This is a genomic window from Prosthecobacter gellanilyticus (assembly GCF_007992435.1).
Classification (GTDB): Bacteria; Verrucomicrobiota; Verrucomicrobiia; order Verrucomicrobiales; family Verrucomicrobiaceae; genus Prosthecobacter; species Prosthecobacter gellanilyticus.
Window position 1 is genome coordinate 22,778 of sequence record NZ_BKAG01000021.1, and the last position, 11,812, is coordinate 34,589.

The following is an 11,812-nucleotide window of genomic DNA, read 5'->3' on the forward strand; positions in this document are numbered from 1 at the left end:
GAACGTCATGACCTAACTAAAAGCAAGATCAAGGCTTGTACTCGACTGGCTTTTGGATGGTGCCTGACGGAATCAATGAGGCAGGGTCAGCCGATGGAACACCAGCACCGGCGGCTCCCGGAGCTCCGATGAGAGGGGGCGCTGCCTTGTCGGCCCCGGACATGGATACCGGCTGCTGAAGGGTACCGGGAACATTAAGCTCGAGAGGCACTGGCACACGCAGCTGCCGGAGCTGGTCCAGAGTGCCCTTCATCTGCGCCACGTAGGCAGGATTCACATCCTTGCGGTCCTTCACCGCCATGTAGCTGCTCTCCACCAGTTCCTGAGACTCCTTGAGCTTCCCACCCTGACCCAGGCAGACGCCCAGCTGGTAACGGGTTTCCTGCAGCGAGACATCGCCAGGTTTGACGAGAGCCGAGCGCAGCGCCAGCACCTGGCGGTAGTTCTTTTCAGCCTCCGCGTACAGGCCTAGCGCTTGCTGCCCAGCGGCGACCTTTTGCATCACGTCCACCGTCCCCAGATGCTTCTTTCCCAGGGTCTGCAGACAGCCAGCGAGCACCTTTTCATACTCAGCGTGCGAGGCCTTTGCCTCGCCAATGCCAGAGAGATAACCAGCCAGAGCCGCGCGCATGTTCAAGACGTCCACATGGTTCTCACCCAGCTGCCGCGCTTTCGCCTCCACGGGTGCGGCCTGCTCCTCGATGAGAATCTTCCGGCCCGCCTCCAGCTGCATGAACTCGCTCGCAGAGTTGTCGATGGCGGCCAGCCTGGGATCACCCTCCTTCAGCAGGCGCTTGTAGGAATTGGCGACGATGCGGATCTCAACCAGCGCCGACTTGAGCTTGTTCTGCCTGAGCAAAGCGATGCTCCACTGATGCTGAGTTTCCAGTGTGTTCAGGTCCTCTGCCGGAAGGATGCGTTTCCGGATCTCAAACACATCCGCGAGAATCGCCTCGGCGTGCTCATACCGCTTCAATGCATTCAGACAGGTTCCCATCGCATGACGGACACGCAGTGAATCCACATGCTCCTCACCAAACACGCGGACGCAGTCTGTCTGCAGAGCCTCAAGCTCTCCCAAAGCCTGCTCGTGATGTCCCTGCTCGAAAGCGGCCAGTGCCGCGCTGATGCGGGCCGCCAGGGTAATGGCGGAATCCGGCCCGTTCACCTTGCTGCTGCTCTTGACGAGAATGAGCGCCTCCGACTCAGCCTCGCCGAACTTCTTTTGCTCAAAAAGATTCTTCACAAGCTGCTCGCGGCTGCGCAGCGTGCCTGCGGCACCCTCCCCGAGAGTCTCCATCTGAACCACGACGACCTTCCGCCGCAGTGCCTCGCCCTCCGCGGCACGACCGTTGACCTCCAGCACACGCGCGAGGTTCTTCCGCAGGATCTGGGTCTGCTCATGCATCGGGCCATGAACGATCTCCGTGACCTTCAAGACATCACGTGTCTCGCGCTCCGCATCAGCATCGCGACCATTCTGATACAGCAGCCCCGCATAGGCGCTGTGGTGCTTGATCGTCTCGGGATCACGTTCGCCACGGATGCGCTCATGCTCGGTGTAGATGAGACGCATGGTCTGCTCCTGATCCTTGTCCATCTTCATGCCGCCATAGGCACGGGCCGTGGCGGACTGGAGCTGAGTCCACAGCTTCAGATCACGATCCGCGCTGGTCTCTCCTAGAGCAACGCTGAGATACTTCACGGCATCTTCAAAGCGCGAAAGCTCCAAGGCGGCAAAGGCGGCCAGTTGCAGGGCCTCGATGATGCTCTCAGGGCGACGTGAAGCGGCCCGGTGAGCCTGGTCCCCAGCCTCAAGCGCCAAGGTCAGTGCCTGCTCATACACACCCTCGACAAAACGGGCGCGTGCATGATCGACCTTGGCCACTCCATCACTCTTCTGCCGCACATTTTTGAGGACGGCCGAGAGAGCCTTGCCCACATCCTCAGGGGTCATGTGCAGATGAATGCCGATGAGCGCCTGAGTGCGAGCGGCACGTTGATCACGGTTTTCCCCGGTCTCTCCCGTTTGCAAGCTGTAGAGCGCGGGGAACTCACGCAGGCAGTCCATGTCCTCCGCCATCCCGCTCAAAGTCATGAGACCCAGCAGGAAGAAAGTGAGAATGACGTGAGAAGCGCGGAGGGAAAGAACCATGGGGGACGTGAAGACGAGCATGATCCTCACCGGGCGATCGTCAAGCCTTGCGGAATGTTGTGCGTGGTGTTCGTTCTCCCTTCTTCCATGACTCCCCAGCTTCCCGTGACCATCCGCCACTACCGCCCCGAGGATCTGCCCGTCTTGCGACAGATCACGATCGACTCCTTTGGCAGCGTGGCGCTCGACCAGATGTTTGAAGACCGGCTCGGCGTGTGGAATGACCGTGACTGGAAGGCGCGGAAGGCGGACCACATCGATGATGACTGCACGAAGAATCCGGAAGGCTGCTTCGTGGCCGAGCGGGATGGGGAGATCCTGGGTTACATCACCACGCAGCTGGATCACGCGAACCTCGTCGGACGCATCCCGAATCTCGCGGTGGTGGAGAATGCACGGGGCCTCGGCCTGGGCCGACGCCTGATCCACCATGTGCTGGATTACTTCCGCGAGTGCGGGATGAAGGTGGCGAAGATCGAGACGATGGCCTCGAACGTGATCGGACAGAATCTGTACCCTTCCTGTGGTTTCGAGGAAATCGGCCGTCAGGTGCACTTCGGCATGCGTTTGTAATGTGTTGAACAAAGAGCTCCGGCCGCCAGTCTTCACCTCATCTCCATGAAACGTTTTCTTCGACTCTTTGCCAGTCTCACACTGGCTGCGGTGACCCTCAGTTGCACCAGCGCACGGGAGCGCCGCATCGCCAACAACCCGCAGATCTACCAGAAGCTCAGCAGCAGTGATCAAGTGCTGGTGCAGCAGGGCCGCATCCGGGAAGGCATGACCAAGGAGGGGGTGTTCCTTTCTTATGGCCGGCCTGACTCCGTGGCCCAGGGCCGCCAGAAAGGCAGCAGCGTGGAGCAGTGGACCTACATGAGCACACAGCCCGTGTACACGAACAATTTTGGCATGGGGCTCGGCTATGGGTATGGACGCGGCTGGGGTTACCGGGGCTACGGTGCTGGCTACTATGGTGCCTGGGACCCGTACTGGGGCATGGGACCGAACGTGGTCTATGTGCCTTACAAGGATGCGACCGTGACCTTTCGTGGGAATCGCGTGTCCGAGTATCTGACCGGGCCGCAGTGATCCGACGAGAGTGGAGTGATGGAGTAGCGGAGTGATGACTTGTTGAGTCTTCGGCACTCGAGGAATCGACATGCTCACGCCTGCCTCTACATAGCGCAAAAAAAACGGCGCAGCTTATGAGGCTGCGCCGTCTCCACAAAACTAAACTAACGACTGAGAAATCAAGCCAGGGCTTCCGTGAGGATGCGACCGCCATTGACGATGTCGATCGGGCGGGCGCCGTCAGACATGATGCGCTTCTCGGAGTTGATGCCGAGGAGGCGGTACATGGTCTTGGCAAGATCTTCTGGACCCACGGCATCGCGGTCCGGCTCACCACCCAGCGCATCAGATGCACCGTGGATGTAGCCTTCCTTCACGCCGCCGCCGGCAAGGGCGACCGAGAACACGCGAGGCCAGTGGTCACGACCATTGGTGCCGTTGATCTTCGGCGTGCGGCCGAACTCGGAGCTGACCATGACGAGGGTCTTCTTGAGCATGCCACGATCAGCAAGGTCGGTGATGAGGCGGGCGAAGGCCTGGTCGAAGTTTGGAGCCTGACCGTCGAAAGCGCCCTTGATATTGCTGTGGTGGTCCCAACCACCGTAGTTGACGGAGACCATGCGCACACCGGCTTCCACCAGACGGCGGGCCAGGAGGAAGCGCTGACCGGCAGGGTTGCGACCGTATTCGTCACGGAGCTTGTCGGTTTCCTTGGAGAGATCGAAGGCTTCGCGGGCCTGGGTGCTGCTAATGAGGCCGTAGGCGGCCTGATAGAAGCTGTCCATGGCGTTGATGGAGTCAGCCTTTTCGACAGTGCGGAAGTGCTCGTCCACGGTGCCGAGGAGGGAACGACGGCGCTCGAAGCGCTTGTCGTCGATGTCCTTCGGCGTGAGGAGGTCACGGACGGTGAAACCCTTGTCAGCTGGATCGCTGCCGAGAGCGAAGGGGCCGAAGGCGCTGCTCATGTAACCGGTGCCCTGCTCAGGAGCGATGACTCCTGGGACAGCCACGTAAGGAGGCAGGTTGTTCCGGCTGCCCATCTCATGGGAGATGATGGAACCGAAGCTGGGGAACTTGATGGCCGGGCTCGGACGGTAACCCGTGAACATGTTGTGCGTGCCACGCTCGTGGGCGGCCTCACCATGAGTCATGCTGCGGATGACCGTCAGCTTGTTCATGATCTTGGCGATGTTCGTGAACTTCTCACCCACGTACTCTCCAGGAATGGAGGTCTTGATGGGGGTGTAGGGGCCGCGGTAGTCCGGGCTGGCGAAAGGTTTCGGATCCCAGGACTCATGCTGGGCCATGCCACCCGGAAGGTAGATGTGGATGATGGAATCCGCGATGGGCTTGAAGCTTTCCACTTCAGGCATGACGCTGGCCGCCTGGAGGCGCATCATTTCCGGCAGGGTCAGGCCGAGCCCGCCAAGCATGCCGACATACATAAAATCACGGCGGCTGACTCCGGAACGGAGGTCGAGGTGGTTGCCTTGGCAATTGGGATGCATTTTCATGGCGTGTGAGCGGGGGGATGAGTTTCGGGACGGGGTGAATTACGGGGGGCCTATTTTCTTTCTTACAGTTCCGGAAAAAATTCCTTCCGCCGAACCATTTTTTGTCATTTGCCCAGGGAAACCGGGCTAATCAGGAAGGATTAGCCGTGCCAGAACGAGGCTGTCCAGGACCTTCCAAGATAGACTTATTCACAATTCAAAGCAAGTGCGGCGAGTGGTGCCAGCCCTGACAAGTCGCCAGAACCGCCTCGCTTGTGAATTTTTTCACAAAGCCGCTTGCCGCCCCCTCCCGCAGCGGAATACTGCCGCCAAGCGACCTACATCCCCTCATGGCGATCCAATACATTTCCGGCAAAGAGCCCCACGCTCGCGAAAAGCGGCTCATCTTCAAGAACATCGACCGCGTCGGTTTTACGCCGTCCATCGACAGTTTCCTTGAGGACGGCGGCTATGAGCAGCTCAAGGTCGCCCTGAAGATGGAGAAGAGCGCCATCATCAATGAAGTGAAGGCCAGCGGTCTGCGCGGCCGAGGCGGTGCGGGCTTCCCCACCGGCGTGAAGTGGGGGTTCATCCCGCCCACGAACACCAAGCCCGTGTACATCATCTGCAATGCGGATGAATCCGAGCCTGGCACCTTCAAGGATCGCTACATCCTGCATCAGGACCCGCATCAGCTTCTGGAAGGCATGATCATCGCCTGCTTCGCCGTGAACGCGAAGCTCGGCTATATCTACATCCGCGAGGAGTTCCCGCAGGCCGCCATCATCGTGGAAAAGGCCATCGCTGAAGCCCGTGCGAAGGGCTTCCTGGGCAAGGACATCCTCGGCAGTGGTTTCGATTGCGAGCTGTATGTGCACCGCGGAGCGGGCGCCTACATCTGCGGTGAGGAGACAGGATTGATCGAGTCCCTCGAAGGCAAGCGCCCTTACCCACGCATCAAGCCTCCGTATTTCCCGGCGGCGCTCGGCCTCTACATGAGCCCGACGATCGTGAACAACGTCGAGTCCCTCTGCCACGTGAAGCACATCATCCAGATGGGCGGCGCGGAATACGCGAAGCTCGGCACGCCTAACAACACCGGCACCCGCATCCTGTGCGTAAGCGGTGACGTGCAGAAGCCCGGCTACTACGAGGTGGAAGTCGGCAAGGTGACGATGGGCGAGGTGATCGATGTGCTCTGCGGCGGCATGAAGCCCGGCCGCAAGCTGAAGGCCATCATCCCTGGCGGCAGCTCCTCCAAGGTGCTGCGCGCTGATGAGAAATTCAAACTCAAGGACGGCCGTGAGATCGGCATCATGGACATCCCGATGGACTTCGACACCATGGCCGCGTGCGGCTCCATGGCGGGTTCCGGCGGTGTCATCATCATGGATGACTCCCGCAGCATGACATGGGTCATCAACAACCTGAACAACTTCTACGCCCACGAATCCTGCGGCCAGTGCACCCCGTGCCGCGAAGGCAGCCTGTGGATGAAGAAGATCAGCGACCGCATCGTGTCTGGCGAAGCCAGCCCGGATGACGTGGACTCCCTGGAAAGCGTGGCGAACCAGATCGAGGGCAAGACCATCTGCGCTTTCGGCGAAGCCTGCTCCTGGCCTACCCAGAGTTTCATCAAGAAATTCCGTGATGAGATGAAGGGTGACTGCAAGCCTGAGCTCGTCGGCGAGATCGTGTCTGACGAAGGCAAGGTCGCAGCCGCAGGACTGGCGGCTTGATCAACTGCTTCATCGAGTGTGATTTAGCGCAGCGGAAGACGTGAGTCTTCCGCTGCTTCTTTTTGGGCTGAGCGCCCTATTGAAGGCATGAGGACTCCTGCCCTGCCTCTCCGGAGCCCAATTGATGAGCCCAGAGGGGTGCCAGGGCATGCTCCATGGGTAAGACTGGCAGATAGACGCGATCAAAATTGATTAGGTAAATCTGAATAAACTCAGTTTATGAGTGCAATCGGGGGCGGATGGCAGGTTTAAATCAGATCAAAGCCTATTTTTATCAATCTTGTCACAATTAGGTAAACGTCCGTTATTATAATTTGAGGTAGGTTTATTAAACAAAACCACCAATAACTACGACACATCTTAAATAATACGAACATCACTCATTCCACCCATGAGACACCACCTTCATTCTGAGCGCTTCATCCCAAGCGCCTTCCAATCGGCCCGCCAGATCCTGGCGAGCATCCTAGCCTGCTCCGTCGGGTTCATGGGGACGGCTTTGGCTCAAACACCGGCGGTCCAGTCCTTCTGCCCCACGATGGGCTGGTCGGAGGGCCTGGTGAACAACTTCATGCAGCCCAACTCCCCCTTCCCCACGGAGGACACGGCGAATGTGAACTCGCCTGATTGTGCTTTCCATCAGTGGTCCTGGGAGGCTTTTGCCTGGGCGATCACCCTGGTGAATGATGCTGGCAGCGACTCCAAGGTGCCGCGCTTCCTGACACTGCACCGGCCGGATGAACTGCTGCCTGCACCTGGAGGCGTGCTTAAAAAAGCGGGCCCACGCGCGCTGGTCCTCGGGGGGCGCTCGCTCATTGCCCACGGCACCGCCGGCTTCAAGGAAGACGCGGGGGCGATCGTCGAAGCCGACGGCAACATGATGGTCGGGCTGAACGGCTATCCTGTCTATGCCTCCGTCCACATGAACGACTCCTACTTCAACACCGCGAAGGCGAACCTCATCGCCACGGGAGACTACCAGAAGAACGCCCCGAACGATCCCTATTTCGAAGTGGGCGCGGCCGTCTTCAAGGCCACCTGGATGCGCGTGGATGATGTGAGCCAGGCACCGAAGGGATCCTACACCACCACGGCCACCGTGCCACGCCTCTCCACGACCACCAAGCCTAACCAGAAGGGTGGCACCACCACCACCATCGCTCCGAACGGCCAGACGGACACGGTCACGGTCGCGCTTGTTGGACTCCACGTTGTTGGTTATACCGTGAACCATCCCGAGTTCCTGTGGGGAACCTTTGAGCACAACCTCAACTCTCCGATGGTGCCAGACGGCACCTTCTCCCCCAGCGGCTCCAGCTCCACAGGTTACACCTTCTACACGGCCAACACCTCCTATGCGAATGCGAACCTGGCGGCGGTTCCACCTCAGCTGACGCTGAATGAGTCCACCCAGAAGCTCACCCCCGCCACCCAGACCGTGCTGCAGTGGGCCACAGGCGGCGAAAATCATCCCGATGGTCCCAAGAACATCCAGAACATCAACTCGCAGGCACAGGGCATCGTGGCCAAGCTGGAGAACGTGCAGAACCTCTTCGCCAATTACAACCTCATTGGCACCGTGTGGCTGCAGCCCAACACCTATGTGGCGGGCAACCCAGCCTCCACCGCAGGCAACCTGAACAAGCTGGCCACGGGCTCGATCACCCTGGCCAACACCACCGCCGAGACTTTTGTGCAAAGTCCCAGCTCGAAAGCGATGCTGAACTGCTTCATGTGCCACAACGCCACATCCTACTCCTTCCAGCCACCTGCCTTGGCCACCGCCCGTATCGCCATCAGCCACGTCCTCGCCATCGGCACGGACAAGGCCGTGCAGAACGAGGTGTCAGGCAGCACCAGCGCCCCGAAGGCAACCGCCGAGGCGCCTGTTGAAAACAAGGTGCAGAAAAAGAAGAAGAAAGAGAAGTAAGAACCCGCGTCTGATCTGAAAGCGTGTGTCATGCCTCGGAGCGCATGGCATGCGCTTTCAGCGTTTACGGGCCGTTCCTTCAAGGCATGCTCACGCCTGCCTCTACATCACCTCACCAGGAGGCGACGACCTCGTAGGCGTAGCCAGTGAGGTATTCGGTTTCGGGGATGGTGGCGAGAATCGGGTGATCCGGGCTCTGGGTGTAGGTCGCGACGCGGCGGAGGGTCTTGCGGGCATCCACGGCGGCGTCCTCGATGCTGGCGTGGAACTCACCGCGACTGACGTGGTGGCTGCAGCTGAAGGTGGCGAAGATGCCGCCGGGCTGGAGCATCTTCATGGCGCGCAGGTGGATCTCTTTATAACCACGCATGGCGTCCTTCACGGTGGCCTTGGACTTGGTGAAGGAAGGCGGGTCCAGGATGATCAGATCGTAGGTGGCACCGGAGGACTCCTGCTGCTTGAGGAAATCAAAGCAGTTCGCGGCGATGAAGTTCACTCGTGATCCGGAGATCTCGGCATTCGCCTTCGCGGTGGCGATGGCTGGCTCGCTGATGTCCACAGCGGTGACTTCAGCGGCACCGGCCAGGGCGCAGGCCTGGGCAAAGCCGCCCTGGTTGGTAAAGCAGTCGAGCACCCGGCGGCCTTTGGCGAGCCTGGCCACGTGCTGGTAGTTGTCGAGCTGGTCGAGATAGAGGCCGGTCTTCTGGCCTTCGATCGGGTCCACATGGAAGGCGCTGCCTTGATGGCGCATGACGAAGGGAGCCGGGGCATCTCCCAGCACCGGACCTTTGATGAGCTCGAGCCCCTCGGCCTTGCGGACATTGCCTTCATTGCGCTGCACAATGCTGCGCGGGGAGAGCAGGCTTTGCAGGGCCTGGATGATCAAATCCTGGCGCTGCGCCATGGCGAGCGTGAGGGTTTGCAGCACAAGACAGTCGCCGTAGCGGTCGATGACAACGCCAGGGAGACCATCTGACTCACTCCAGACGAGACGGCAGAGCTGCATGTCCACACCTGCGGCCTCACGGGACCGCATGGCGCGCTCGATGCGGCGGGTGAAAAAGTCCAGGTCCAGATCCTGCCGGCGGTAGGAGAAGAGACGGGCGCTGATCTGGGACTGCGGATTGTAGATGGCGCTGCCGATGGGCTTTCCACGCGCATCCTGGAGCTGGACCACGTCCCCGGGCTTGGGATCGCCGAAGCGGGCCTTGATCTCGGTCGCATAGACCCAGACGTGACCATGAAACAGACGGGCTCGGGGCTGGATGGATAGGGCAGGCATGAACCGGGAGGGTGTAGCGGCTCTTTGGCCCGGGGGCAAATGAGAACGTCGTGCCGCGTGCAGCCGCATTCACCACCCCAAGAACGGCAATGTAACGCTTCGAAACTACTTTCAGGGCTATCATTATCAAAAAAGAGAGGCAAAAAAGATTAGTTCTCCAAAAATTAAAGTTGTCTTAACTATTTAAAATCATTAAAAGCTCCGTCATCGCTCCCATGACTCTCGCTCCCGACACCCTTCGCCCTGAGACACTGGCCGAGTTGGAAGCCAGTCTCGACCAGATGAAGACGGCCAACTACTTTCTGCGCGTGGCTTTGGACCAGGTGCCGGAAGGGCTGTTAATCATTGAACCTGAGGCCTCTGGAGCCTACGGGCCGCAGATCCTTTTCAGCAATGCAGCAGCGGCGGTGATGGTGGGCGTGGAGCCGGACAAAGGGCTGCGCGGAATGACCCTGAGCGACCTTGCCGTGGATGAAAGAGACGCGGTCACACTTTTGCAGAGTCTGAGTCTGGCTGTGGAAAATGGAGGCACTCATGAATGCGAGTGCCGTCTGCAGAACTTCTACGGCCATGAAGCCCAGCGCTGCCGCTGGCGCGTGCGCGCTGTGTTTAACAGCCTGCGCAAGCTGCTGAACTTCACCCTGCTGGTGTCCCCTGCCCCGGTGCCTACCATTTCAGCTACCGCGACCAAGACCGGCCCTCTGAAAGGCGACGATCTGGATGCCAGCTCTGACCGCCTGAAGAAGGACAATCTGGCCGCGCTGGCCCAAGGGATCGCCCATGACGTGAACAACCTCCTGGGTCCAGTCACGATCCGGCTGTCTGACCTCGTCCATAAGGTGGGTAATTCAGATGCGGCCCTGCAGGAAGATCTGCAGCTCATTTTCAGCGGCCTGAAGCGTGCCAAGCAGTTCACCTCCCAGGTGGTGACAGCCTGCAAGGCCAGTCCACAGGCCAAAAAGCCAGTGGACCTCATCTCCATTGTCAAAGACACCGTCAAGCTGGCCAGCGCTGGCGCGAATGTGCAGGTTAGCGTTCGCCTGGGCGACAGCCTCCGCTGGGCGGTCGCTGATGGCACCAAGATCAGCCAGGTGGTGCAGAACCTCATCATGAACGGCATCCAGGCCATGCCGCGCGGCGGTCATATGGATGTGGATGTGGAGAACATGGACATCGCCCTAGGTCAGGACGCGGTCTTGAAGCCCGGGCTCTATGTCCGTCTGGCTGTGCGTGACCGCGGCTGCGGCATCGCCCCGGAGAACCTCGCCCGTCTGTTCCGGGAATCCTTCACCACGAAGACGGACGGCAACGGCATCGGCCTGACCACCTGCAAACGCTTCATTAAAGAGCACGAAGGGGATATCCGCGTGACCTCGAGGCTGAATGTGGGTACGGAATTTACCGTGCTGCTGCCAGCCGTGCCCGCCCCTGCCCCGGAAGCCCGCTCGGCCTACGTGCCGGGAGGCCTGACACCGGTTCCTCTCAAGCACGGCCAGGGCCGGGTGCTTATCGTCGATGACGAAGATGACCTCCGCAAAGTCGCCCACATGATCCTCAAGCGCTGCGGCTACGAGGTGGTGGAGACAGACAACGGCCAGGACGCCATCAAGATCTACCAGAGCCTGGCACGCACCGGCACGGCACCTGATGTGGTCCTCATGGACCTCACTCTGCGCGGCGGCATGAACGGCGGCGAAACAGCATCCGAGATCCTGAAATTCGATCCTGAGGCCCGTCTGGTGGTCACCAGCGGCAGCGTGAATGAGGACGTGCAGATGCTCTTCCTGGAAAAAGGCTTCGTCGGCGTGCTGCCGAAGCCCTATGAGGCCGGAGAGCTGACCCAGATGGTGCACAAGGTCATCGCCATGATGCGGCGGGCCTGAAAAAGAGGTGTCGTAACGAGCCGATTCGTTACCTTTTTGGAATGCCAGGCAGCACACGGTGAAGCGGGATGTCTTTAAAACCGCCGGGGACGATTTCTGAACCCGGAAACGACGGTCACGAAGAGTAGCGGAATGACTTTTGAGGATTTTTTGGCTTGTAAGCCATTTCCCAGAAAAAGTTAAGATATTCTAAATATCAGCCCAAATTATATTGAAATTATAGACACTATGGTTACAATTATGGGAATTGATGGAACAC

8 protein-coding genes are annotated in these 11,812 nt (G+C 59.6%); 5 read left to right on the plus strand and 3 right to left on the minus strand.

All coding sequences use genetic code 11. From position 1 onward, the window contains the following. Nucleotides 1–28: 28 nt before the first annotated feature. Nucleotides 29–2,155, minus strand: coding sequence for a tetratricopeptide repeat protein (locus tag BGE01nite_RS15280; RefSeq protein ID WP_170266807.1), 2,127 nt, complete (start codon nt 2,153–2,155; stop codon nt 29–31). Nucleotides 2,156–2,242: 87 nt separating this feature from the next. Here BGE01nite_RS15280 and BGE01nite_RS29010 point away from each other — a divergent pair, with 87 nt between their 5' ends. Next, nucleotides 2,243–2,728 (plus strand): GNAT family N-acetyltransferase, encoded by a 486-nt coding sequence (locus tag BGE01nite_RS29010; RefSeq protein WP_170266808.1) that lies wholly within the window; start codon nt 2,243–2,245, stop codon nt 2,726–2,728. A 45-nt stretch (nt 2,729–2,773) separates the two neighbouring features. Then, nucleotides 2,774–3,244 carry a hypothetical protein gene (locus tag BGE01nite_RS15290; protein ID WP_146851355.1) on the plus strand — a complete coding sequence of 157 codons (471 nt, stop codon included), beginning with the start codon at nt 2,774–2,776 and terminating at the stop codon, nt 3,242–3,244. Between the two features lie 161 nt (nt 3,245–3,405). Here BGE01nite_RS15290 and BGE01nite_RS15295 read toward each other — a convergent pair whose 3' ends face one another. Then, on the minus strand, nt 3,406–4,740 hold the full coding sequence (locus BGE01nite_RS15295; protein WP_146851356.1) for a DUF1501 domain-containing protein: 1,335 nt from the start codon (nt 4,738–4,740) through the stop codon (nt 3,406–3,408). Between the two features lie 329 nt (nt 4,741–5,069). Here BGE01nite_RS15295 and nuoF point away from each other — a divergent pair, with 329 nt between their 5' ends. Continuing rightward, nucleotides 5,070–6,458: an NADH-quinone oxidoreductase subunit NuoF gene (gene nuoF, locus BGE01nite_RS15300; protein WP_146851357.1), complete on the plus strand. Its 1,389-nt coding sequence runs from the start codon at nt 5,070–5,072 to the stop codon at nt 6,456–6,458. A 391-nt stretch (nt 6,459–6,849) separates the two neighbouring features. Continuing rightward, on the plus strand, nt 6,850–8,388 hold the full coding sequence (locus BGE01nite_RS15305; RefSeq protein ID WP_146851358.1) for a hypothetical protein: 1,539 nt from the start codon (nt 6,850–6,852) through the stop codon (nt 8,386–8,388). Between the two features lie 112 nt (nt 8,389–8,500). Here BGE01nite_RS15305 and BGE01nite_RS15310 read toward each other — a convergent pair whose 3' ends face one another. Next, nucleotides 8,501–9,670 (minus strand): class I SAM-dependent rRNA methyltransferase, encoded by a 1,170-nt coding sequence (locus tag BGE01nite_RS15310; protein ID WP_146851359.1) that lies wholly within the window; start codon nt 9,668–9,670, stop codon nt 8,501–8,503. A gap of 215 nt (nt 9,671–9,885) precedes the next feature. Here BGE01nite_RS15310 and BGE01nite_RS15315 point away from each other — a divergent pair, with 215 nt between their 5' ends. After that, on the plus strand, nt 9,886–11,553 hold the full coding sequence (locus BGE01nite_RS15315) for a hybrid sensor histidine kinase/response regulator (protein ID WP_146851360.1): 1,668 nt from the start codon (nt 9,886–9,888) through the stop codon (nt 11,551–11,553). Nucleotides 11,554–11,812 lie beyond the last annotated feature (259 nt).